This window comes from Membranihabitans maritimus, assembly GCF_021729145.1.
In the GTDB taxonomy this organism is placed as follows: Bacteria; Bacteroidota; Bacteroidia; order Chitinophagales; family Saprospiraceae; genus Membranihabitans; species Membranihabitans maritimus.
Genome location: NZ_JAJSLW010000024.1, coordinates 1 through 24,837 on the forward strand (window position 1 = coordinate 1; position 24,837 = coordinate 24,837).

Genomic DNA, 24,837 nt, shown 5'->3' on the forward strand with positions numbered 1-24,837 from the left:
GGTGTATTTAATGAATGGCCAAAGAAAACTTCTTCAATTATCTAACCCATTAGTACCTTACTACTGAATATCCCTAATTCACCTAACAACTCTTGACTCATAGCTTACTAAATATGGCTCAAAATTCACAGGTTGAAATACCTGTTCAATGGCAAATTCCTGATCCTTTTGCCCGAAGCTTGATAGACAGCATTGGCTATGGCAGCTGAGGAGGGACCCTGAGCAGCTTCCCCGGCACCCATAGGGGGCTCATAGGGACGATTTATAATTTCTACTTCTACTTCGGGTGTATCAGGGAATCTAAGAATCGGATAACTATACCAGTCCCGGGAAGTTATATTGTTTCGGTGGAATTTGACCTCTTCCAGAAGTGTCCAGCTGGCTGATTGTATCATGCCTCCTTCGGTTTGATTGGTAAGTCCATCGGGATTGATGACTTCGCCGGAATCTATGGCAGCCCACATCTTCTGTACTTTAATTGTTTTGTCTCTTTCGATTGATATTAAGGCAGCTACAGCACAATAAGAAGCTGAATTTTTGTAGCGGGAAAATCCAAAACCTAGTCCTTGGTTTTGATTTGGGGTGATACCTGAAGTCATCATAACTACTTTCTCGAGCACTTCGCGAGCGCGATTATCATCAATATGTTGTATTCTGAATTGAACAGGGTCAATGCCAGCTAATTCGGCCAACTCATCCATAAAACATTCTATAGCAAAAATATTGGCAAAAGCGCCTAAACTACGAAGAGATGACACTCGCAGCGGACCATTGTAAAAATGAGCATCAATAGATAAGTTGGGGATGGAATAATAAGGATCTGCATTGCGGTATCCACCACCTCGATAACCCTGGGGAATATTTACCGAAATGGTTTTGTAGGATCCTGTTGGGAGAAGATTCATTTCATTGCCACTGGGGCGTGTACTGTGGCTATCCGACCATACATTACATTGCCAACTGTCTATTTTCCCATCTGCAGAAAGACTGGCTTCCAGGTCCATGATCATTGCACAGCCATAGGGTTCAAGTCCATGCTCTTCTGTTCGGTCCCATTGTAACCGAATGTAATGATTAGGATACTCCACTGCTAATATGGCAGCTTCGGCAGCAGCGTCGTCGGCGGCATTGTGTCCATAGCATCCGGCTCCCGGAACGCCGGTGATTCTCACATCTTCTTCCGAAAAATCCAAAAGTTGTGCTATTGCTCCCCTGAGTGGGAAAACACCCTGAGTATGTGACCATATGTGTACTTTCCCGTTTTTGCAGATTGCTACTGCACATGATGGTCCATTAGCACCGTGCATGATGTAAGGTTTGTAGTATTCGGCCTTATGCGTTTTATTTGTTAGATGTAATGATCCTTTATTTTGAACTTGGACGGGCGGCTCGGCAATATCTTTAATATGATCTTTTAAATTGTCAAATTCTACGGTAAAACCGTTTTTACTCCATATACAATCCTGTTCTAATTGCCTCTTTGCTTTAATAGCCTGGTATTCCTCGTGGGCCAAAACCCCTATAAAATCATTTGTTCGGATTATTTTGACTACATCATTTATTTTTTCAGCATTGTCCGGATTGTATTCGATTAATTTTGATCGATACGAAGAAGAACGTGCTATGCGGGCGTGCAACATTCCCGGGAATCGAAGATCTTGTACGTAAACCGATTTCCCACGTACCATTTTTTCGATATCCTTCCTAGGTACAGGATGTCCGACATATCGATATTGGTTTTTGGGTTTGAGTTTCGTAGATTTATCTGTGTTTTCCTCGAGTTGGGCGCCTTTTAGTATTTCCCGGAAAGTAAATCTCCCTCCGTCTTTCTTTGCAATAATATATCCATTTTGGATGTTCAGTTCATTTTTATCTATTCCCAATTCTGCGGAAGCCTTACCTAACAATACTTCGGCTGCAGCTGCTGCCGCCTGGCGGACTGCCATGGCACTCCGAACAATAGACTGGCTACCTGCAGTGTATCCTTCATTGGGTGTAATCTCTGTATCTGCCAGAAATACTTCAATCCTTTCTATAGGAGTGTTTAATTCTTCAGCTGCTACCTGAGCTATAGCAATACGGATTCCCTGGCCGAGTTCCATTTTCCCGGTAATCACCCGAATGTTCCCGTCTTCCAGGATTTGAATCCAATCCCGGATGGCCGGAGCATCAATTATTGGGCTATGATTCGTTTCGCAGTCTGTATCCAATATCCAATGTACATTGGGAAACAAGGTGAAACCTACTGCGACATATCCTGTATTTTTTATAAATGATCTGCGATTGAGCCTCATAGTAAGATTATTTTGATTTTGCAGTAACCGAATGAATAGCCTTTACAAACCTGCTATGGGTTCCACATCTGCAGAGTACGCGCTCCATTCCATTTTTAATTTCCTGGTTACTGGGGGAGGGATTATTGGCCAATAAGGATACTGCACATATGATAATTCCATTTGTACAATATCCGCACTGAGCGGCTTGTTTGGAGACAATTGCTTTTTGAACAGGATGTAATTTACTATTGTTTTTAACCAATCCTTCCAGGGTGACTATATTCCTATTGTTGATCCCCGATACGGGGATACTGCAGCTTGGAGTGGCTATCCCATCTATCAGTACCATGCACGATCCACATTGGCCGAGCCCACAACCATATTTCGGCCCATTTAACTCCAAATGATTTCTTAGGACATAAAGTAATGGAGTATCGGGGTCTGTAATAAGCGCATAGCTTTCTCCATTTACCTTCAAGGTTAATTCCTGTTTAATTTCTCCACTTTTATTAACCATATTCATTTTTCTTAAATATAAGTATTTATAGCTTTTAAACTGTGGATGAAAAAAGGATTTTGCGTTGGGAAATATGGATTATTTTCCTTTGAAGTACCGTTTTGAGTGGAAATCAATTTGATGAAGTATGTATTTTTCGTAAAGATTTAATTCCTATATACATATAATTTCGGACCCCCTCTTCTCGAATATTCATAATGGCACTTATTTCAATGGTGCTTTTATTTTCGAAATATTTTAAGTAAATAGCTTCCTTCTGTCTTGAGGGAAGAGCATCTAATATTTTTTCAATGAAAGAATTAATTTCTATTTCAAATTCGCTATTGATCAGGTTTTCTTCAGGACTAGGGGTAGATTGTTCCATTGGCCACTGGTCATTCAGTACTTTCAACTGACGGCTGGAGGTTTTTAATAATCTGATAAGTTGACGCCGAAAAGATATAAAGACGTATCCTTTTATTGATTGAACTTGTTTAGGCGGATTTTCCCATAATCTCAGGAACAGGTCATGGATGGCATTATTTATAGTATCTGTATCATTGGATATCACTTTTCCATAACCGTATAGATTGGGATAAAAGTAGAGGTAGATATCTTTGAAAACTTTTTTATCCCCTTTAATAAACTTTTTCCACAAGTGTTCTATATTTTTTTCAAGAAAGTAAGCCCATAGTTCCTTCCTTTTTAACGGGGTGCGTGATACCGATTGAAAATGATTGAAGATTAAATTTTTGACAATTTCATGGATTGATGCTTCCATAGGTTTAGCTTTAGTTATTCTCTTTCTTTCTTCCCATATTTTTGACTGTGTTACTTTCACAATACGATCGGATACCTGTCGTGATTTTGTGAATTCAAATGCAAAATTGTAAACTTTTTCTTCCCAGTTTTGATCAAACATTTGTTTGAATTCAGACAAATTATGAGGAATCGTTACTTTGGATTGTTGTTGAGAGTCGGAGGTCCCTTCTATGTTTTTAGAACTCATCGTTGATCCTGTTTATTAGTTAAGAATGGAAATGATGAAGTATCTTATATACCAGAGTCAAAATGGCATTACTTGTGTGATTATTAAGACAATATTGAGAAGGTTATGCCTGGCAACGTATTCTTTTACCTTTTTCCTTGAAGCTATCATATGGTTTCTTACAGTATTTCTGGACAGATTTAATTTTATTGCAATTTCTTTGTAAGACAGTCCTTTATCGCGATAAAGTGTAAAGACTTTTTTCTGTTGTGGTGTTAATTTGGCAATTGAATTATCTACGGCAGTTTGTTGCTCAGAAGTTTCAAAAGGGTCGATATAGTCTGTGTTGTCGTTAATAATATTCTGTAAAAATTCTTTTTTAATACGATGGTTTGTTGCCGCTTTTCTCCAATAATCTATTATTGTGTTTCTGGCCATTACAAAGAGATAGGATTCGACGTCGTGTATTTTTTCCTTAGAATTCTTTCTCAACAACTTGATGAAAATATCCTGTAGTATGTCTTCTGCAAGGAAACTATCCTTAATGTGTAACAATAAGAATCCATATACTTTGTCTTTATTTTGAAGATAAAGTTGTTCAATTGAAATGTTCTGATTTCTTTTTTTCATAGTATTAAAATATTTAGTCTATAGTATTTATAGATATTAATGAAAAATTATAAACTAATATTTTTGGATAAGAGAGTGTTTACGTAATTGTCAAATAAAAGGTGCGTATACTAAGGCCGATAATTAATATGCCTACGATAATAAGCAAGATTTCCGGTTTGACTTTTTTGCAAACTATTGCAGCAAAGGGAGCAGCAACAACTCCTCCCAGGATAAGTCCTAAAACCGGCGCCAAACTGAGTTCTTCCATGAAGAATATAAAAGTACTGGCACTTGCCAGAGAGACAAAGAATTCCGAAAAATTTCCGGTTCCTATTGCAAACCTGGGCTTTTGCCCTTTGCCCATCAGGCTGGAATTGACAATGGGCCCCCAACCACCTCCTCCGATCGCATCTGCAAACCCGCCTATTGCTGCTAAGTACGGAATGGTCTTTTCGCGGCCATTAAATTCTTTCTTTTGTTTTTTTATAGTTTTGATTAATATATTAACCCCCATGACCAAAAGGTATAAAGCGATAAAGGGTTTTACGGCTTTACCGTCAATATTGGATAAAAAATACGATCCAATCACAGCCCCTCCGACTCCGGGCAAAATCAATCTTTTTGCCAGGTTCCAGTCTACATTTCCCAGTTTTAGGTGGGAGAGCCCGGAGGCCATGCATGTGAATGTTTGTGCAAAATGAACCCAGGCACTTGCTGTAGCGGGGGGAATCCCCAGCCCCAGTAGAATGGAATTGGAACTTACACCGTATGCCATTCCCAATGCTCCGTCAATGATTTGAGCTATAAAACCCGCAATCAGAAACCAAAAGAACAGTTGGTAATCCATTTGAGAGGTACCTATAAAGCCTATGATTCCTTGAAGTGTAATTATTCCGAGGACTATAAGACTTGTCGCTATGAATGTGGCCCACAGTGGTTCTGATTTTAATTTAGCAAATATTTTTTTCATATTGATGATTGTAATAAATGGGTTAGATAGTTATATATATTTTAGTCTATAGGATTTATATAGTTATAGAGTAAAATTTATGATACATTGAGTTTCTTTTGGGGTTTAACCCCAAAATGTTCTCCTTTGATGAGCTCTCCTTCGAGTGTGATTATCCGTGGAATTTCCCAATGGATGAAACAAGGGTATTTAAAGAAATTGTGAGGCTGACGGGTCATTAATTCTTTGTCCAAAAGTATGAGTTCGGAGCATATAAGAAATATCGGCTCAATATCAATATGAATGTGAAGATGTTTGCAATGGGTTTCAAAATGAATTTCTTTGATTTTCCAGGGATAGGATAATTGCAGGGCAGATTCAAATAATTCAATGTTACTCATGATTGTTTCGTTTTATGGGATTGTTGATAATAATATATCCAACCTTTTGAGGAATGAAGATGATCCATGTGAGGTAAGGCAATTATTGCATACATGTTTCGAGTCTTTGCTTGTAGAATATTATTCATATTGTCATATTTTAAACTCATATCGAGTAAATAGCATCCTACACTTTAATTATGGTATAAGATGTCATGTCTGATGTAAAACTACTTTATATAAATATAAAGTCTATAGAAATGATAGATTAATAAATGTTAAAAATTTCTTATGCTTTGTATCAATGATATTTACAATGGATGCTTTATGCATGTAGTTCTCTGATACAGAAAAGTTTATAGGTTTGTCAACTCTTTTCTATACCATAGTATCCACGTGGGACAATGTTTATTATATCATATAAATTGTATATTTCGGAAATATTTTGTCCTAATCCCCATACTTACTGTATCAAGTTTTATATTTGTCCGAATATGATTTCAAAAAAATCAAAATATGCACTGAATGCCTTGATTCATCTTGCTCGCAAATATGGAGAAGGTCCTACTTTGATAAGTACAATTGCGGAGGAAGAAAGTATACCCCAAAAGTTTCTTGAAGCTATTTTGCTGGATTTGAAAAATGCGGGTATTTTAGGTAGTAAAAAAGGCAGGGGTGGAGGTTATTATCTCAGAAAAGACCCGGAAAAAGTAAATATGGCTCAGGTACTTAGACTTTTTGACGGGGCTATTGCTTTAATGCCCTGTGTGACGTATAGGTTTTATGAGCGATGTGATGAATGCAAGGATGAAGAAACCTGTTCTTTGCGCGAAGCTTTTAAAAAAGTGAGAGACGAATCAGTGAATATCTTTAAAAAATATACGTTGAAAAGCCTGGTTGACAGAGAAAAGATATTAAAGGAATTAACTTCAAAATAATCATCCATATCCTGGTTTAATTGGTTATTATTCTGGAGGTCTTAGAAATGTAATAAACTATCACTTATTGTTCCTTTTCATAATAAATTTTATAAAATTTACGTCCATTTTCATCGACTCCTTGTTCGATCCATTCACGATTTCCATGAATATATATGTGAAAATTTTTGTCGAGTTTAAGAACACTTTTGAATGCACGCGCTTGTTTTTTAACTGCTTGGGGTGATATTTCAAAATGGTCTGGTGATTGTAAATCCCTTTCTTTTCGGTAGTTTTGATCAAATTCTTGAAAGGATTGGATTACACCTTCATCACGAAATACATTTTCTTCAAATTCATTTTTATCGAAGTTGTCATGTGATTTGAAATAATCAACTGATCTGTTCAAATAATCGATTTGATCAGCTTTAGATACCTCAAACTCCTCAGTAATCCGGGAGTTGATGAATTCTTTGGTCATGGACAATGTTTGATTTGTGTTATTTACATGATCTGCTTTTGGCTTATGGTTGATAAATTCATTTTGCCAGTAATCCGTTTCTCTTCTGGGGTTGTCAATAATCAAAATAGTATAAGGGGCATCTGTGAGTAGTATCAAACATCCTTTATCGGGTTTTTTGCTGCCGATAACTTTGCGAAATGTAAGGTGTGCCCGGTTACCTTTTACAGAGGTATCTATAAATTGATCCTTTTCTTCAAATTTGAAAATTCCAATAGCATCCACTATTTGATTATTGTATTGGACCTCTTCGATCATAGCTGTAAATACGTCTCCACCTTTAATATTCGGGTGACGTGAACAAGAAATCAAGTGTTGTAGAATATGGTAGGACCCTTCTGCAAAGTCATCTCCCATTTCAATATTTTGTATAATTTGGAAGAGCACATTATAATCAAGGTCCACATCGTGGTGAAATTCAAAAGTTTCAGCTATAGTCATAAAGGGTTTTAGAAAGGCTTTTTTAAGAGTGTTAATTTCACTTTCTTCTGAATATTCAAGTATAGAATTACTTAAGATTATTTCTGTTTCATCTGGAGAAACTTTATGATGAGTAATACAGCTAATGCGAGAATCTTCGATTCCTATCATCTTCATTTATTATAGAATCCAGTAATTGTGGGTAAAGATAATATTTAATGCGAGTTAAAATAGTTCGTTAAAAAAATAAGAATCTTAGTAGATTATTTGAATGAAAATGATCGATTTTAAATTTATAAATGGTAACATCCGAATGTAGGTATTAGGTAACTTTTGGAAAGGGAAAGATCATTTTTTTACCGGTTGAGGCCTGAAAGGTAAGAATATAGATGGTGTATAGTGCTGATTAAAATGAAATTTAGGATGAAATTCTGTAATAAAGGTCAAATCTTAAAGTTCAATCATTGTTCATTAGAGTGATCGGACGGAAACAATGTAAATCTTGAAAAGTAAATTAGGTAATTAAAAAGTATTACCTTTAGGAAGATAATTTATCTGAATTTCAGGTGTATTGAATTATTTCTTTATTTCACAATTCTAGTGAAGGCATCTAATTTTAGTTTTCTGATTTTTGATCATTTTATCCAATTTATTTTCTCTTACCATCTAGTTGATAGGAAAAATAGAATAATAAAGATTTTTATCTATGAGTACGATATCATGTTTGTCTCCGATTCCTTTTTCCTTGTTTATCCATAGATATGAGATGGCACTGAAAATGATTTTTAGTAATAGAGACCTAAACCCTTCAAAGACCTTCCAAGGGAAAATTTTGAAAGAAGTTGTTGGGTTGAAACCGTTATCTATTTGTGTGCCTCAGCAATACGGTGGGAGGGGAACATCCGCTAAAGAGTGTTTTGGTTTATTGGCTGCTACATCCTATCATTCATTGCCATTATCCTTGGCATTGGGAATTAATATAGCTTTATTTCTTGAGCCGTTGGCGAAGTACGGAGATGAAGTGGTCAAAGGTGAAATCTATTATAATTTCTTAGAAAGAGGGGCAATGGGAGGTTTAATGATTACAGAGCCTGAATATGGGAGTGATGCACTTAATATGAAAACATTCAATCAGAACAAGGGAGACAACCATATTATTAAAGGGATAAAGCATTGGCAAGGATTGACAGGTATGGCAGATTATTGGATCATCGCTTCAAGAAATAAAGACAGAAAAGGAGTCCTTCGACGGGATATTGATTTTTTTATTTCAGATGAATCCAGGGAAAACCAAAAGGTAGAGGTATTGGAGTATTATGATAGTGCGGGATTGTTAATGATCCCGTATGGCAGAAATAAAGTCGATATTAAAGTTCCGTCTCAAAAAAGGCTAAAACCAAAGTCTACAGGATTAAAAATGATGATGGATATTTTACATAGAAGTCGCTTGCAATTTCCTGGAATGGCCATGGGATTTATTAAACGGATACTAGATGATTCTATAGAACATTGTAAAACCAGAATTATTGGCAAATACAGACTATTTGATTTTGATCAGGTACAATTTCAATTATCTAAAATACAATCATCATTTACGATTTGTTCAGCTTTTTGTGTGAAGAATAGTGCCCTTAGTGATATCGACCAAGATGCATCCAGCCGGGGTATTGAGGCAAACAGCACAAAAGCTTTAGTTACTGATTTAATGCAAGAAGCAGCACAAGCGCATGCACAGTTATCCGGTGCTAAGGGATACAGAATGAGTCATTTGGCAGGAAAGGGAATTATGGATAGCAGTCCTTTTCGAATATTTGAAGGTGCCAATGAAATGTTGTATACACAAATAGCTGCAAGCATAATCAATGAATTAAAGAAATTTAGAACAAAAGATTTGTGGACACTCTTAAGTCAAAAAAGTGAAACTTGCATGGGAGCTCAATATTTTAAAAGAGAATTAAGTTTTCCTATAAGTAATAATATTACTCAAAGGAAATTGATTGATTTAGGAAAAATAATCGCTAGAGTGGTTTCAGCAAATAATGTAGTAGAGCTTAAGAATACAGGTTTTAATATTGAATTAGCTGAAAATTGTTTGAAAATAATTAGACAGGAAATTTCTAATCTTACGAACTCAATCAAATCACATACATCGGTGAAAGTTAGTTGTGAAATAGGTGGCAACAGTAACTGGATGGAATTTGCCTAGTGTAAAATTAAAAATTAATTTATGAAAGATTATAAAATAGCTGTGTTAATAGATGCTGATAATGTGCCATATTCTAATGTCCGGGAAATGTTGGAGGAAATTACTAAAAATGGAATACCTACTATAAAAAGAATTTATGCAGACTGGACAAAGCGAACCGTATCAGGTTGGAAAAGCGTATTATTGGAAAATGCTATCACGCCGATTCAGCAATATAGTTATACCCGGGGGAAAAATTCCTCAGATAGCGCTCTTATTATTGATGCAATGGATATTCTTTATTCAGAAAGAGTGGATGGCTTTTGTATTGTATCTAGCGATAGTGATTTTACCAGATTAGCTATCAGGCTAAGAGAAGCAGGTATGAAAGTGATAGGAATGGGAGAAAAGAAAACACCTACTCCTTTTATTACGGCCTGTGAGAAATTTATTTACCTAGAAATTTTAAAACAACCTACTGGAAAAGAAGAGTCAGAAGGTGTCAAAAAAGGTAAGTTAAAACCGGGAAAAGAAGGACTGACTAGCCCTCTTAATAAAATAGATGCTGATTTTATTAGATTTTTGACAACCAGTTCTTCTGATCTAGCCGATGAAAATGGGTGGACCTTTTTAGGGGATCTAGGTAATTTATTGCTTAAGAAAAAGGCTGATTTCGATCCCCGGAATTATGGATTTCCTAAATTGCTTCCACTAATAAAAAGTACAAATGCTTTTGAAATAGACCAGAAAGAAGTGAGTAAAAATAGCAGGCATATCTATATTAAGATCAAGTAATGGGTTTAGAGTCCGTTGTCTGGCATTAATCGCATGATAATTAATATTTCAAGTTTATCTCAGAGCGCTTTTCAAATGACGTGTTACTTTTTTGTAAATATGCTTTTAAATGTTAAACTTGTAAAAGGATAAATTAATCAAATTGAATTTTGTCCTTTCATTTTTTACAAACTTTTAATTAAAACATTAAATGAATATTAAATTATTTAGAATTTTGACTGGGTTGATTTTTTTGATGGTTTTTGTTTCAATAGCAAAAGCACAAAAGCGTGATTTATTTGAAATTAAAATATATCATATTGAAAGGCCGGAACAAGAAACTGTATTGGATCAATATCTTGAAAAAGCATTTATACCCGCAATGCATAGAGCTGGTGTTGATCACATAGGTGTATTCAAACCTGTTCCTTCAGATCCTACCTTTGGAAAGGTAATTTATGTTTTTAGTCCTTACAAGTCTCTGAGTCACAAAATGAAAGTGGATCAAAAGGTGAAAAATGATAAGGAATATTTATCGGAAGGTGAGAGTTATATTACTGCTTCTCCGGAAAGGGCCCCTTACCAGCGAATAGAGACTATCCTTTTACAAGCATTCGAAGGAATGCGGGGCTATAAATTGCCGGACCTGAATAACCCAAAGTCAAAGCGGGTATATGAATTAAGAAGTTATGAAAGTGCTACCGAAGAGAGGTTTGCCAATAAAGTACACATGTTCAATAACGGAGAGATCGATATTTTTGAACGTCTTGGTTTCAACGCTGTCTTCTATGGAGAGGTTATTGCCGGGAGTAAAATGCCAAACCTTATGTATATGACTACTTTCGAGGATCTGGACTCCGAAAAGATGCACTGGGATGCCTTTCGTGCGGATGATCAATGGAATAAAATGAAGGTTATGGAACAATACCAAAATAACGTTTCAGGCTCTGACATCATGTTGTTGACTCCTGCGGATTATTCGGATATATAATAGATAACAAGTAAAAGGTTTACCGGTTTTCCGGTAAACCTTTTGTAATTTGATTTCTCCTGGTTTGATCAAAATTGTTAGAAAAATGAGAATGTGCATTAAATGTCGCATTCTTTGTATTGGATAGCTTTACGAGATTATTTTGGTGGAGTATAATTTTTTGATAACCTTTTCTGCTATGCCAAAAACTGCACTCTACCGTGTTTTTACTTTTGTGCCAACCAATCCAGGGATTATATTCGTTAATGTATCGCTGAACTGTCAAAACGGGCCCACCTGTCTTTTTTTGAACCCGATCACCTTGTTTGAATAATCTTTTTGTGTTCATAACAATTCAATTTGATTCAAAAAATTGATAATTAAATACCCCAAGTATTTTACAATAATTACTTTAAGTACTTGTTCGTGATTAATACGGTATTTCCGGCGAAAACAGTTAACCACTATTATCAAAATAACAAAATGGCAGATTCACTAATTTAGTTCCCAAAGTGTGCAGTTTTTTTTGTGTATTTTGTAGTAGGGAATAGGAAATTTTAGACATTTGTTTTTATGATAGGTCAGCGTAAACTTATTTGGCAAGCGCTAATGGAATGGCTGCATTTATCTAGTAAAATACCACTCCCAGGCCGATGAAAGATCTTCATTAAAGGCATAACCATCATAATCAAACCCTTTCAGGTCTTGTCGTTCAGTAAGTTGGTTTTTGATCATATATTTAGCCATCATCCCCCGGGCTTTTTTGGCGTTGAATGATATGAACTTCCATTGTTCATCTCGCCATTCCTTAAAGTTTATCTCGAGTACATTTCCATCAATATTATTAAAATGAATGGCTTTGGAATATTCATTGGATGCCAGATTTACAAGGGTTTTATCCTTGTGGTTGGCAAGTGATTCATTGATTTCTTTTGTCAGTTTTTCATTCCAAAACTCGTATAGGTTATTTTTTCTTCCCGACTTTAATTTGGTTCCCATTTCCAATCTATAAGGTTGGATAACAGTACTGGGTTTAAGTAAACCGTAAAGGCCGGAAAGAATATAGAGATGGCTTTCAGCAAAATCAAGATCTGTTTTGGAGAAATCTTCTGCTTCCAGGCCCTGGAATACATCGCCTAAAAAGGAATAAATGGCCGGTTCACCTTTTTTAGTTTCAAATTTAGTGTCAAAATCCTTATACCGTTGATAATTTAATTTGGTGAGATTATCGCTGATACTCATTAGCTTTTTGATTTTTGGTTTGGACAGTGACTTGAGCTTGGTCATTAATTGGGCTGTTTCTTCGGGAAATAACGGAAGGGTTTTGTCTTCTTTTGGTATGGATGTGTCACGAAGTGTCTTGGAAGGGGAGAGGATAGCGATCATTGTTACTGTATTTTAGTATTATATATAAAAAAACCCTTGAAAATTTGTTCATTTCCAAGGGTGGTAAAATAGATTTATAATTTTTTAGAATGCTGTTTTGTCTTGTTTCGGTACGCTTTTATCTTCGGGTTTATATACTTTCCCTTTAATATTCAGGACAATGGTTTCATCACTGGAGGTATTGACAGTGACCGTTTTGGCAAATGTACCAATTCTTTCCGTGTCATACCTTACCTTGATTTCGCTGGAAGCACCAGGCATAATAGGTTCTTTTGGCGTTTCAGGAACCGTACAACCACAAGATCCTTTTGCGTTTTTAATTACAACTGGTTCATTACTTACATTTTTGAATTTGAATGTCCTGTACGGATCTGATCCTTTTTCAATCTCTCCATAATCTATGGTTTTGGATTCAAACTCCAGACTTGGTTTTTCTTTTTCCGAATCAAAAACGGCATTTTTTTCCGAATCATTTAAATTACTGTTTTGCGCTTCTGCAAAGGTGAAAACAGCAGCGAAAAGGGCTAGTGTCAAAAGTATGTGTTTCATGATTTATATTAAATTTTTGAATAAATACACTCACTTGTATGGAGCTAATGTACAGGTATCTAACGAATATAATCAAAAAAATGGTCTAAAAGAAACGTTAAATCAAGTATTGGATTTTAGGAATAAAGTAGTAAAATTAAAATTGGCTTCTTTATTCCAGAGTAGAATTAATATTGGAATTGTAGGATTTCTTCTCTCTAATTCAAAGAATGATTTTGATTGAAATTAAATTTATTATAACTTTAGGCGGTTATGAATGCAAGTGGAATGGAAGAACAAATAAAAGACCCTGAAATAATTCAAGAGTCCACCGAAGCCAATCCATATATAAAGGAGGTTTTGCACGATTTTTGGATCTGTTGTATTAGTAGAGAAGCGTCCAAGTTAGTAAGGCGAGAGGTGTTGACGGGGAAGGCAAAATTCGGAATCTCCGGGGATGGAAAGGAAGTTGCCCAGGTAGCAATGGCGCGTGCTTTTAAGAAAGGTGACTTTAGGTCTGGTTATTACAGGGACCAGACTTTCATGTTTGCCATCGGAGAGGCTACGTTGGAAGAGTATTTCGCCCAGGTATTCGCGGATCACGAACAAGACCCATTTTCCGGGGGGCGTCAAATGGCAAGTCATTTTGCCACAGCGTTTATTGATGAAAATGGTGACTGGGAAGACCTCCCCAATAAATACAATGTCTCCTCTGACATTTCTTGTACTGCGGGACAGGTTAACAGAGGATTGGGGTTGGCATTAGCATCCAAAAAATTCCGGGATGTAAAGGAGTTGAAAGACCATCCTTTGAATGACGGTGGCAAAGGGGTTTCATTCCTTACGATAGGAGATGGAAGTACCTCAGAAGGACCATTTTGGGAAATGATGAATGCCGCAGCCGTAATGAAAGTCCCATTGGCAGTAAGTGTATGGGATGATGGGTATGCTATTTCTGTACCGACCAAATATCAAACTGTTAAGGAAAGTATTTCCAAGGCCATGGAAGGTTTTCTAATAGATGAAAATAAGAACGGAATACGAATTTATACAGCCAATGCATGGGATTATCCGGGTTTGATTGATCTGTACGATAGGGCCATAAACCGGGTGAGGGATGAATACATTCCAGCTCTTATCCACGTTCAGAAGATGACACAGCCCCTGGGACATAGTACTTCCGGATCTCATGAAAGGTATAAATCCAGAGAGCGATTGCAGTGGGAAGAAGATCACGATTGTATCGATCGGTTTGAAGATTGGATACTTACCAATGAGCTTGCCTCTGCCGATGAATTGAAAGGATTGAGGAAGGAAGCCGTTGTTTATGCAAAGGAAGCCAAGAACAAAGCCTGGAAAAAGTTTTCGGATCGAATTGAATCCAAGAAAGAAGAGTTTACTACTATTCTTAGAGAAATTTATTACGCGAATGATAAAATGGAATTTATCAGATTGCATTTTGATAAAATGAATCAATTGCAGTATCCCAACTTATCAGATATTGTTTCTGCTGCACGGAAAATTAGTCATGGATTGAGCATAAAGGGTGTTCTTCATGAAAATCTCAAGAAGTGGATCGAAACTGAAATGGCCTATATGGATGATGCAATCTGTTACAATTTATATTCTCATACACCGAATTCTCCCTTTAAGGTGGATGAGATTCCTCCTGTATATTCGGAGGATTCCCTTGAACTTAATGGTTATGAAATCTTAAATCGGTTTTTTGATAAAGCATTTGAAAAGCACTCCAATCTTTTTGGATATGGAGAAGACGTTGGGAAATTAGGTGATGTAAATCAGGGATTTGCAAAATTGCAGGAAAAGTATGGGGAACACAGGATTTTTGACACGGGTATTCGAGAGTGGACGATTATAGGACAAGCCACAGGAATGGGAATGAGGGGGTTACGTTCCATAGCTGAGATCCAGTACCTCGACTATATCGTGTATGCCTTGGCGCCACTGACAGATGATCTTGCTACTCTCCGCTACCGAACTGATGGAAAGCAATTTAGTAATCCCATTATCCGGACTCGTGGTCATCGTTTGGAGGGAATTTGGCATGCGGGTTCTCCAATTGCTATGTTGTTGAATTCTTTAAAAGGGATACATATTTGTGTGCCGAGAAATATGGTGCAGGCAGCAGGAATATACAACACTCTTTTACAATCGGATGATCCTGCTATTGTTATAGAAGTACTTAATGGATATAGAAAGAAAGAAAAACTACCGGATAATATTGGAGAATTTACTGTGCCAATCGGACAAGCCGAATTGTTAAAAGAAGGAAAGGATCTTACGATAGTGACTTATGGTGCTTGTGTTTGGGAAGCATGGGAAGCCCTGGATTACCTTGATGAATTTGGCATATCCGTTGACCTGATCGATGTCCAAACATTAATGCCTTTTGATATACTTCATTTAATAAAAAAATCTGTTGTTAAAACGAACAGGGTTTTGTTCTTAGATGAAGATGTTCCTGGTGGAGCCAGTGCATATATGCTCCAAAAGGCTATGGAAGAGCAACAATTATTTGATTACCTTGAAATTCCACCGGAAACGCTTTCTGCACGTGATAATCGCACTGCATATGGCGATGACGGTGATTACATTACCAAACCAAGTGAAGACGACATAGTCATGAAAATACTGAATATGTTGCACCGCGTCGATCCTGAAAGATATCCTAGATTGTTGTAGAAATAGTTTTTTACTATTCGGTAAAACTTCGCTTATTATTGGTCTTGATTTTATATATTTGGCGTTCATAATAGTAGTATTTTGAGCAAACATCTAGTAATTATACCTACCTACAATGAAAAGGAAAATATAACAGCAATTGTTAATGCGGTTATGGAACTGGATGTTGATTTTGATGTGCTTATAATAGATGATGGATCCCCGGATGGAACAGGTGCAATAGTCAAGGAAATGCAGCAATCAACCAAGGGGCTCTTTATTGAAGAAAGAACGGGGAAACTTGGATTGGGAACTGCATATATACACGGGTTTCGCTGGGCTTTGGATAAAGGGTATGATTATATATATGAAATGGATGCAGACTTTTCGCACAATCCAATGGATTTGGAAAGAATGGCTGAAGTTCTTTTGAAAAAAGAGGCAGATCTTGTGGTTGGTAGTCGTTATACAGAGGGAGGAGGTGTCGTTGATTGGCCAATTAAACGGTTGATGTTGAGTAAATTTGCTTCATATTACGTAAGATTAATTACCTGGATGCCGGTACGTGATGTAACGGCAGGTTTCGTCGGTTATTCAAGAGATGTTCTTGAATCACTTGATCTTTCCAAAATAACCTTTATAGGGTATTCCTTCCAAATTGAAATGAAATTTGCTTCCTGGGTTTCAGGATTTAAAATTAAGGAAATACCCATTCTCTTCAAAGATCGTGAGAAAGGGAAATCCAAGATGTCGGCGAATATTGTGAATGAAGCTATATTCGGGGTATTGAAAATGAAGATTAATTCCCTTTCTAAAAATTACAGGTAATACTTTTCCTAAGGGATAACACCACAGTATGCATTTTGGTAATGATAGATTCTTACCCAGCTTCATAGAATGAGGTTGTGAAAATAGTTTCGATTTTTCTTCGCTTTGTATAAACTAACCTGATCTCAATGGATTGTTAGGATTCGGATCATTTGATAAAAGTGAGTTTGACTAAAAGGGCGAATAGATATTGGACTATTTGGTGTTCCTTCAGAGCCGAAGATCGTTGTCTTCAAGTGGTAACTCCATAATACTAATTCTCAATCTTGGATCGGCAAAGGGAATCTACTGTGTTTCCTTCCTTTTCATTATCCTGATAAAACTTCAGGTAGCTGCCTTGTATTTTACCCTTCCAAACTCTCTTTGAGCCTATATACATTCTTTACAACGTTGGTTAAACTATGAAAATCTGATTGTAGATTATTCTCCGTTGACCGTGGATGAAAAATTCAAAAGACTACGAGTAATAATCCGGATAGGTTGTATCCAGAGGACAATGAATTGTAATAATTTCAGATGAGGATAAATCTGATAATTCAATACCTGCCCCATCACTTAAGACTTCTCTGAATGGAATAATAACTACCGTTTCCCTTTGTTTTTGTCGGGATAGAATGAAGACGGGAACGTCCTGGATGAGTCCCCTCTCTTTATACTTTTGGACGATAACATATTTCAGGGACCTTTCTCCATGAAAATGAAGGTCTTCTTTCCTTCAGAGTTTTAAAAATCATCTTTGAATTCAACTATTTTTGTCGGATTATACATTTTTAATGAGGGCTAATTCTGCATATTCAGCTGTTGATCCAATCTCACCAATTTTCTATAGATTCTTAATCTGGTATCTGGGAATATTTGGGTCTATACTGTTTTGGCAAGGATGATTTAAAGACTGAATTTGCTAATTTCTATCGAAAATTCTCATCAAATAATCAATTCTCTCCCACAACTTACCACCATTTATTAAATTAATATAGAGAATTAATAAATTTATAATATGCCTAAAAACAGATAAATATAGATTATTAATACTGTATTAGTGTTTTTAGATTATATAGTATTATCAATTAGACTATATTTTAAAACGTGAAAGTGGGTGTAAGTGGTAAATATTATTTTTTTTAATATGTTTGGTGTTAAAAGGTGGTGATTTGTGGTAAAGTTATTTACTTTTGATATTACAAGCTTGTGAAAAAATAAATGGTACAACTTTACGGTGAATACGAATGTAGGTTGGACGCCAAGGGGCGGATGCGGATGCCTTCTCAATTGTTGAAGCAATTGGGTGGCTTGTCTCCTGCTACATTCTTTGTTAACCGTGGTTTTGAAAAGTGTATCATGATTTATCCTGAAAAAGTTTGGGATGGAATTGTTGAAGGGATTAATAAATTAAATGTTTACCGCCAGAAGGACCGTAATTTTATACGGTATTTTTACAGGGGGGTCAGCAGTGTAACTACGGATTCGGCAGATCGGGTCTTGATTAACAAGACGTTGCTCGAATATGCAGATATAGAAAAGGATGCTGTGTTGTTTGCTTATCTGGATCGCATTGAAATGTGGGATAAGGATGTGTATCATGGTATGTTGGATGCTGAACCTCAGGAGTTTTCTGATCTGGCTGAGCAGGTTTTGGGTTTTAATTCGCACGGAAATCTGTCAGAAGAATGAGGCATGATTCGGTTTTATTGAAGGAAGCTGTTGATGCCCTTGAGGTTGTTCGAGATGGGGTCTATGTCGATGCTACATTTGGAGCTGGAGGGCATAGTATGGAGTTGTTGAAGAGGTTAGGAGAAAAAGGGGTTCTATTTGGTTTTGATCGTGACCTTAATGAATTGCAAAAAGCAATGGAAGATGAAAGGCTCGTCTTGAGGCATAATAATTTTTCTGATATTTTGAATGTACTAAGAGTAGAAGGAGCGTTGCCTGTCAATGGTGTTGTTGCGGATTTGGGAGTTTCTTCCATGCAATTTGATCAGATCGATCGAGGATTTTCTTATCGGGGTGACGCCGGGTTGGATATGCGGATGAATTCGGGGGCCAATGTAAGCGCATTGGATGTGCTGAATTCATATTCAGAGGAGAAGCTGTGGTATATGTTTTCTGATTTGGGGGAAATTAAAAATTCCAAAACGCTAGCCGCTGCAATAGTAAAGTTTAGAAATTCAAGAAAATTACATACAACGCAGGAACTTGCTTTTATTGCCGAACAGAATTCCTATGGTAATACATTTAGGTACTTGTCGCAAGTATTTCAAGCAGTGAGAATGGAAGTCAATGATGAGTTGGGGGAGCTTGAGAGGTTTTTAAGTCAGTTGTGTGATTTGGTTGCAATTGGTGGACGAGCAGCTGTGATTACCTTTCATTCTTTGGAAGATAGATATGTGAAAAACTATTTTAAAACCGGAACTATAGATGGGCAGGTTCAAAAGGATGATTTTGGGAAAGTGGAAAGGCCATTTCGGCCGGTAAATAAGAAGCCAATTCTCCCTGGAAAAACCGAAGTTGAATTCAATAAAAGAGCGAGAAGTGCCAAGTTGAGAGTGGGGGAGAGAATAAATAAGTTGTAAGTATTAATTCAATTAAAAGCTGATTTGGGATATGGCCAATAGGATGGGGAATACAAAGAAAAAGTTTAATGGATCGGGAGTGATGAATTGGTTGCGTTCCCACATGGAATATATTCTGTTTTTATGTGGATTGGCATTTTTGAGTATAATGAATTCCCATATTGCTGAACAGAAGGTTCGCAAAATGGCTTACATGAAAAAAGAGGTCAAAGAATTGAACTGGAAGTATTTAACTATAAAATCTGAATGGATGAACAATTCATCTCTTTCAAATTTGGAGAAAAATCTTAAAGAAAACTCTATCGGCAAGGAAGGGGAAAAGCCTGTTATTTTAAAGTCAAAAAAATATTGATTTTTAAATGAGCGTAAGGAAAGAAATTTTAGGTCGTGCATATTTTGTGTTTTGCCTGTTCTTATTGGTAGGAGCTGTTATCCTGGGTAAAGTCATCATGATAGATACGGTAGAAAGATCTTTCTGGGTTGAAAAGGGAAATAGTCAATCTATTAAGAAGCAGGTTGTGAAGGCTCATAGAGGGAATATATATGCAGATGACGGAGGATTGCTGGCTACAAGTATTCCGTTTTTTGACGTGCGAATCGACTTTGGGTCATCGGCGATGAGGCAAAGGTATTTTGACGACAACGTTGATTCTTTGGCTGTGTGTTTGCAGAGGGATATTTGGCCTTCCAAGTCAGTAGGTGCCATTAGATCAGAATTAGTAACGGCAAGGAAAAATAAAATCAGGTATTTTTTAATAAAAAGAGATGCCACTTTTGAAGAAGTCGAGAAAATTAAAAAATATCCGCTTCTATCTATGAGTGGATACAAAGGAGGGTTGGTTCTTGAAAGGAATTCAAATAGATTGAAGCCTTATGTGAACCTGGCGAGTAGGTCAATTGGGAGAATGCCGGGAGATCGGCAGCCGGTGGGTTTGGAGTTAAGTTATAATGAAGTGCTTAAAGGCAATCATGGGGAGCGGTATGTTCAGAGAATTGGAAGAGGGACCTATATACCTGTAGAGGGGCTGTTGAATACGGAGGCAGAGGAAGGGGCAGATTTGCAAACTACTTTAAATGTGAACCTTCAGGATATAGCAGAACATTCTTTAAGAAAAGTCTTGGAAGATCATGAAGGTGAATGGGGAACAGCGATTGTAATGGAAGTCAAAACGGGAAAGGTAAAAGCAATTGCTAATCTTGGTAAGAATGGTGAATCTTATTATGAGAACCTCAATTATGGGGTTGGAAGATTGTATGAGCCGGGATCAACTTTTAAACTTGCTACTATGCTTGCGCTTTTTGAGGATCAGGATATGTCACTTGAGGAAGAAGTGGAGATCGGCCCGGGTTACATGGTTGTAGGACCTGGTGTGATAAGGGATTCAGAAGGACATCCATTTAAGAAGACCACTGTAGCCAATGCCTTTGCCATTTCTTCAAATGTAGCTATTGCAAAATTGGCAAATAAATATTTTAGGGAAGGTGACGGACCTGACCGGTTTTTTAAATACATGAATCAATTTCATCTGAAATCAAAAACCGGAATTGAGATTCCTGGTGAACCCCTTCCGGATTTGTACTCAAAAGATGAGAGAGAAAAAATTCCTTCCAAAAAGGGAACCTGGAGTTCGATAATGTCAATTCCGTATATGGCTCATGGATATGAATTAAGACTTACGCCATTACAAGTATTGTCTTTTTATAATGCCATTGCTAATAATGGATTTTACGTACAACCGAGGTTAGGGGATAAAATTGTCAAATCGGGTACGTTGGTAAAAGATTTGACAAAAAACAACAAGTCTGTGCAAATAGCATCAAAGGAATCTATTGTCAAGGCACAGACTATACTCAAAGCTGTAGTAGACAGTGGAACGGGTAAGAATTTGATAAGCAAAGATTATAGTGTTGCCGGGAAAACTGGTACTACACGAACCAATTATGCAGATAAAGAAGCTAGCAGAAAAAAATATACAGCGTCGTTTGTTGGTTACTTTCCAACTGAAGATCCGATATATTCTTGTATAGTGGTTATTGATGATCCTAAAAAAAATAAGTATTACGGTAGCAAAATTGCAGCTCCTGTATTCAAAGAGATCGTTGATTATTGCTATGCCACGAATCCGGACCTTATGGAAGTACTCAATGAAGAACCCATGCTCACAACTGCGAATTTGCGCATACCTACTTTCGAAGTCGGATACACCGAAGACTATGAAAAGGTCTTTGGCTACTTAGGTCTCAAAACAAGAAAATCCACCGATAGTAAATGGTCGCTCTTAACGCAGGATTCAACCGATTTTAACCTGGAACCCCGAAAAATCTCGGAGGAGGTCATTCCAAATGTATTGGGCATGGGTTTGAAAGACGCACTATTTATTCTCGAGAATATGGGAATTGAAGTAAAGATTAGTGGATCAGGTAAGGTGACCGAGCAGTCTCTGGAACCAGGTGAACCATTAAAAAAAGAACAAATTTTCCTTACTCTTGGATAATGATATGATGAAATTAGGTGATTTATTGCGACATATTGATTTTCTCAGTTTTACTGGAGATAGAGATGTGGAAATTGCCAACATTCAGGTCGATAGCAGGAAGATTGAAAAGCAGGGGTTGTTTATTGCCGTAAAGGGTACAGATCTTGATGGAAATCAGTATATCCCGGATGCCTTATCTCAGGGAGCTATATGTATTGTTTCTGAGTTTGATCCGGTTTTAAATCCGGATGAAGACCATATAAGTTGGGTAAAAGTCGCTAATGATCGATTGGCAGCTTCCCGTCTGGCAGAAGCATTTTATGATTATCCGAGTAGAAAGTTAAAATTAATCGGTGTTACCGGGACCAACGGTAAATCTACTATTGTTAATTTTTTATATCAGCTATTCGAGAATTTGGGTTTTAAGACGGGGTTATTTTCTACCATAGGAAATAGAATTCACAATAAAGCAATTGGAGCTACTCTTACAACTCCTGACCCTGTTTCATTAAGCAGGTCTTTGGCGGAGATGGTGAACGAAGGCTGTGATTATGTATTTATGGAGGTTAGTTCTCATGCCCTGGCTCAAGAAAGAATAGCTGCGCTGGAGTTTGATGGTGGAGTGTTTACTAATATTACCCGAGACCACCTTGATTATCATCATACTTTTGCGGATTATATAAAAACCAAAAAGATATTTTTTGATAACCTCCCTCAAAATGCATTTGCCCTTTTGAATAGTGATGACAGAACCGGTAGGGTAATGGGACAAAATACGACAGCAAGAAAAGTTACATACGGGGTAAAAGGAATGGCTGATTACAAAGCCCAGATTTTGGAGTACGATCTTAATTCCATGCTGCTGGAAATAGATGGTCAGGAAATATATACCACTATTACCGGAGAATTTAATGCTTATAACTTATTAGCCACCTACAGTGTAGGGTGTTTGCTGGGAGTAGAGGCCCGGGAAGTATTGCGGGTGTTATCCGCCATAAAAGAAATTCCCGGAAGATTGGAAAAGGTGAAGGTTGTAGAGGGAAAGGCAATAGGATTTGTCGATTATGCACATACCCCGGATGCGGTTGAAAAAGTAGGTTCTACCCTTAAAAAACTTATTCAGGGGGATGGTAGATTAATAATTGTACTTGGCTGTGGTGGGGACAGGGACAAAACAAAAAGACCTTTAATGGCGTCAGCTGCTGCTTCCAATAGTGATATTGCGATTTTGACCTCGGATAATCCAAGGAATGAAGATCCTGAGGAGATTTTGGTAGATATGTTGAGTCAACTTCCACCCCACTTATTAGCACATACATTCAAGGTCAAAGACCGTAAGGAGGCAATACGAATGGCGGTTTCTATGGCGGCAGATAAAGATGTGATCCTGGTAGCTGGAAAAGGTCATGAGACATATCAGATTGTCAAAGAAAGAAAACTACCATTCGATGATAGAGTTGTTTTGCACGAAGCATTGAAAGAAAAATATAAAACCCATTAATGTTATACGCACTTTTTGAATACATAGAATCCAACTATGATTTCCCTGGAGCGAGATTGTTTCAGTATATCTCATTCCGTTCCGGGTTGTCAGTGATATTATCATTGATAGTCGCTATGTTTTTTGGTAAGCGTATAATTCGATTTTTGAGGAGAAAACAAATTGGTGAGACAGTCCGGGAGTTAGGACTCAAAGGGCAGAAGGAGAAAGAAGGAACGCCTACCATGGGAGGGGTGATTATTATTCTTGCTATTTTAGTACCGACCCTATTGTTGAGTAACCTGTCAAATATTTATATCCAATTAATGATATTTACCGTATTGTGGATGGGTTTGATTGGGTTTGTTGATGATTATATTAAAGTTTTTAGAAAAAATAAACAAGGTTTAAAAGGAAAGTTCAAAATAATGGGCCAGATAATCCTAGGGTTGGTAGTAAGTATAGTTATGATAACTCAAAAGGATATAACGGTAAGGATGGACAAGAAGTTAGTAACCGAGCATCAGATGGAAAATGGAGATGTTCAACCATCTGATGAGAATTCTAAATATGTTGATGTCCATAATTACCTGACAAATGTTCCTTTTTTTAAGGGTAATCAATTGGATTATAGTAAGATTATTCCGGTTTCGTCCAGTGCTCCATTGAACGCTGGCCTTGTATTCATTCCATTGGTCATTTTTATTATAACAGCTGTGTCCAATGCCAGTAATCTTACAGATGGCCTCGATGGTTTAGCTACCGGAGTCTCTGCTATAATCGGTGCCACACTTGGCATTTTCGCATATGTATCGGGTAATACTATATTTGCTGAGTATCTCAATATTTTTTATTTACCCGAATCAAGTGAATTGGTTGTTTTTGCTGCTTGTTTTGTAGGAGCATGCATTGGGTTTTTATGGTTCAATGCGTATCCTGCTTCTATTTTTATGGGGGATACGGGTAGCTTGACAATAGGTGCAATAATTGCCGGCATGGCTATTATGCTGAGAAAGGAATTATTAATACCGATTCTCTGTGGTATTTTCCTGGTTGAAAGTTTGAGCGTTATTTTGCAGGTTTCGTATTTTAAATATACCAAACGAAAATACGGCCAGGGTAGGCGAATTTTCAAAATGTCACCGCTGCATCACCATTATCAGAAATCCGGACTTCATGAATCTAAAATTGTTTCAAGATTTTGGGTTGTTGGAGTAATGCTTGCAGTTGTCGCTATTATTACTCTGAAAATTAGGTAATAAGGATGGTGTTTTGGCTATATATAGTAATAATTTTATATTTTTATTTAGCTTATTATGAGTTAAAAATGTATAGTTTTAATTAATAATATTATATTTTTTTTATATTTGTTTTGAAAGTCAAAAAAATGAACTGAATG

22 protein-coding genes are annotated in these 24,837 nt (G+C 36.9%); 12 read left to right on the top strand and 10 right to left on the bottom strand.

All coding sequences use genetic code 11. The features are described 5' to 3' along the window. Nucleotides 1-125: 125 nt before the first annotated feature. The 6 genes from LVD47_RS20590 to LVD47_RS20615 all read right to left on the bottom strand — a co-directional run bounded on the left by LVD47_RS20590 (nt 126) and on the right by LVD47_RS20615 (nt 5,722). Entirely contained in the window at nt 126-2,294 is a 2,169-nt protein-coding gene (locus LVD47_RS20590; RefSeq protein ID WP_236980257.1) for a xanthine dehydrogenase family protein molybdopterin-binding subunit, read from the bottom strand. Between the two features lie 7 nt (nt 2,295-2,301). Beyond that, nucleotides 2,302-2,799, bottom strand: a complete 498-nt coding sequence (locus LVD47_RS20595) for a (2Fe-2S)-binding protein (protein ID WP_236980259.1) — start codon at nt 2,797-2,799, stop codon at nt 2,302-2,304. A 106-nt stretch (nt 2,800-2,905) separates the two neighbouring features. Further along, nucleotides 2,906-3,781, bottom strand: a complete 876-nt coding sequence (locus tag LVD47_RS20600) for an RNA polymerase sigma factor (RefSeq protein WP_236980261.1) — start codon at nt 3,779-3,781, stop codon at nt 2,906-2,908. A 57-nt stretch (nt 3,782-3,838) separates the two neighbouring features. Next, the gene (locus LVD47_RS20605; RefSeq protein WP_236980263.1) at nt 3,839-4,390 is read right to left on the bottom strand and encodes an RNA polymerase sigma factor; all 552 of its coding nucleotides are present in this window, start codon (nt 4,388-4,390) and stop codon (nt 3,839-3,841) included. Nucleotides 4,391-4,469: 79 nt separating this feature from the next. Next, nucleotides 4,470-5,342, bottom strand: a complete 873-nt coding sequence (locus LVD47_RS20610; RefSeq protein WP_236980265.1) for a sulfite exporter TauE/SafE family protein — start codon at nt 5,340-5,342, stop codon at nt 4,470-4,472. Nucleotides 5,343-5,419: 77 nt separating this feature from the next. Beyond that, nucleotides 5,420-5,722 (bottom strand): hypothetical protein, encoded by a 303-nt coding sequence (locus tag LVD47_RS20615; RefSeq protein WP_236980267.1) that lies wholly within the window; start codon nt 5,720-5,722, stop codon nt 5,420-5,422. Between the two features lie 473 nt (nt 5,723-6,195). Between LVD47_RS20615 and LVD47_RS20620 the strand changes: the two genes are divergently transcribed. Beyond that, nucleotides 6,196-6,639, top strand: a complete 444-nt coding sequence (locus LVD47_RS20620; protein WP_236980269.1) for an RrF2 family transcriptional regulator — start codon at nt 6,196-6,198, stop codon at nt 6,637-6,639. 64 nt (nt 6,640-6,703) lie between these two features. Here the strand turns inward: LVD47_RS20620 and LVD47_RS20625 are convergent, their stop codons facing one another. Further along, nucleotides 6,704-7,729 (bottom strand): nucleoid-associated protein, encoded by a 1,026-nt coding sequence (locus LVD47_RS20625; protein WP_236980271.1) that lies wholly within the window; start codon nt 7,727-7,729, stop codon nt 6,704-6,706. Nucleotides 7,730-8,264: 535 nt separating this feature from the next. Here LVD47_RS20625 and LVD47_RS20630 point away from each other — a divergent pair. The 3 genes from LVD47_RS20630 to LVD47_RS20640 all read left to right on the top strand — a co-directional run bounded on the left by LVD47_RS20630 (nt 8,265) and on the right by LVD47_RS20640 (nt 11,508). Then, the gene (locus tag LVD47_RS20630; protein WP_236980273.1) at nt 8,265-9,764 is read left to right on the top strand and encodes an acyl-CoA dehydrogenase family protein; all 1,500 of its coding nucleotides are present in this window, start codon (nt 8,265-8,267) and stop codon (nt 9,762-9,764) included. Nucleotides 9,765-9,785: 21 nt separating this feature from the next. Next, on the top strand, nt 9,786-10,538 hold the full coding sequence (locus tag LVD47_RS20635; protein WP_236980274.1) for an NYN domain-containing protein: 753 nt from the start codon (nt 9,786-9,788) through the stop codon (nt 10,536-10,538). A gap of 190 nt (nt 10,539-10,728) precedes the next feature. Continuing rightward, entirely contained in the window at nt 10,729-11,508 is a 780-nt protein-coding gene (locus LVD47_RS20640) for an NIPSNAP family protein (RefSeq protein WP_236980277.1), read from the top strand. Between the two features lie 19 nt (nt 11,509-11,527). Here the strand turns inward: LVD47_RS20640 and LVD47_RS20645 are convergent, their stop codons facing one another. From LVD47_RS20645 to LVD47_RS20655, 3 genes are all read right to left on the bottom strand, one after another. Then, nucleotides 11,528-11,836, bottom strand: a complete 309-nt coding sequence (locus LVD47_RS20645) for a hypothetical protein (RefSeq protein ID WP_236980279.1) — start codon at nt 11,834-11,836, stop codon at nt 11,528-11,530. Between the two features lie 275 nt (nt 11,837-12,111). After that, nucleotides 12,112-12,873, bottom strand: a complete 762-nt coding sequence (gene yaaA / locus LVD47_RS20650) for a peroxide stress protein YaaA (RefSeq protein ID WP_236980281.1) — start codon at nt 12,871-12,873, stop codon at nt 12,112-12,114. 84 nt (nt 12,874-12,957) lie between these two features. After that, nucleotides 12,958-13,422: a DUF1573 domain-containing protein gene (locus LVD47_RS20655; protein ID WP_236980284.1), complete on the bottom strand. Its 465-nt coding sequence runs from the start codon at nt 13,420-13,422 to the stop codon at nt 12,958-12,960. A 252-nt stretch (nt 13,423-13,674) separates the two neighbouring features. Here LVD47_RS20655 and LVD47_RS20660 point away from each other — a divergent pair, with 252 nt between their 5' ends. From LVD47_RS20660 to mraY, 8 genes are all read left to right on the top strand, one after another. Beyond that, nucleotides 13,675-16,104 (top strand): alpha-ketoacid dehydrogenase subunit alpha/beta, encoded by a 2,430-nt coding sequence (locus LVD47_RS20660; RefSeq protein WP_236980285.1) that lies wholly within the window; start codon nt 13,675-13,677, stop codon nt 16,102-16,104. 81 nt (nt 16,105-16,185) lie between these two features. Next, the gene (locus LVD47_RS20665; RefSeq protein WP_236980286.1) at nt 16,186-16,911 is read left to right on the top strand and encodes a polyprenol monophosphomannose synthase; all 726 of its coding nucleotides are present in this window, start codon (nt 16,186-16,188) and stop codon (nt 16,909-16,911) included. 1,200 nt (nt 16,912-18,111) lie between these two features. Beyond that, nucleotides 18,112-18,582, top strand: a complete 471-nt coding sequence (gene mraZ, locus LVD47_RS20670; protein WP_236980287.1) for a division/cell wall cluster transcriptional repressor MraZ — start codon at nt 18,112-18,114, stop codon at nt 18,580-18,582. Next, the gene (gene rsmH, locus LVD47_RS20675; protein ID WP_236980288.1) at nt 18,579-19,481 is read left to right on the top strand and encodes a 16S rRNA (cytosine(1402)-N(4))-methyltransferase RsmH; all 903 of its coding nucleotides are present in this window, start codon (nt 18,579-18,581) and stop codon (nt 19,479-19,481) included. The genes mraZ and rsmH overlap by 4 nt, the downstream gene beginning before the upstream one ends. Nucleotides 19,482-19,512: 31 nt before the next feature. Then, on the top strand, nt 19,513-19,833 hold the full coding sequence (locus LVD47_RS20680; protein ID WP_236980289.1) for an FtsL-like putative cell division protein: 321 nt from the start codon (nt 19,513-19,515) through the stop codon (nt 19,831-19,833). Nucleotides 19,834-19,840: 7 nt separating this feature from the next. Continuing rightward, nucleotides 19,841-21,976, top strand: a complete 2,136-nt coding sequence (locus tag LVD47_RS20685; protein ID WP_236980290.1) for a PASTA domain-containing penicillin-binding protein — start codon at nt 19,841-19,843, stop codon at nt 21,974-21,976. After that, a complete protein-coding gene (locus LVD47_RS20690; RefSeq protein WP_236980292.1) occupies nt 21,969-23,459 on the top strand; it encodes a UDP-N-acetylmuramoyl-L-alanyl-D-glutamate--2,6-diaminopimelate ligase in 1,491 nt (496 codons plus the stop codon). The genes LVD47_RS20685 and LVD47_RS20690 overlap by 8 nt, the downstream gene beginning before the upstream one ends. Continuing rightward, nucleotides 23,459-24,697 (top strand): phospho-N-acetylmuramoyl-pentapeptide-transferase, encoded by a 1,239-nt coding sequence (gene mraY, locus LVD47_RS20695; RefSeq protein WP_236980294.1) that lies wholly within the window; start codon nt 23,459-23,461, stop codon nt 24,695-24,697. Before LVD47_RS20690 ends, mraY begins: the two co-directional genes overlap by 1 nt. Nucleotides 24,698-24,837 lie beyond the last annotated feature (140 nt).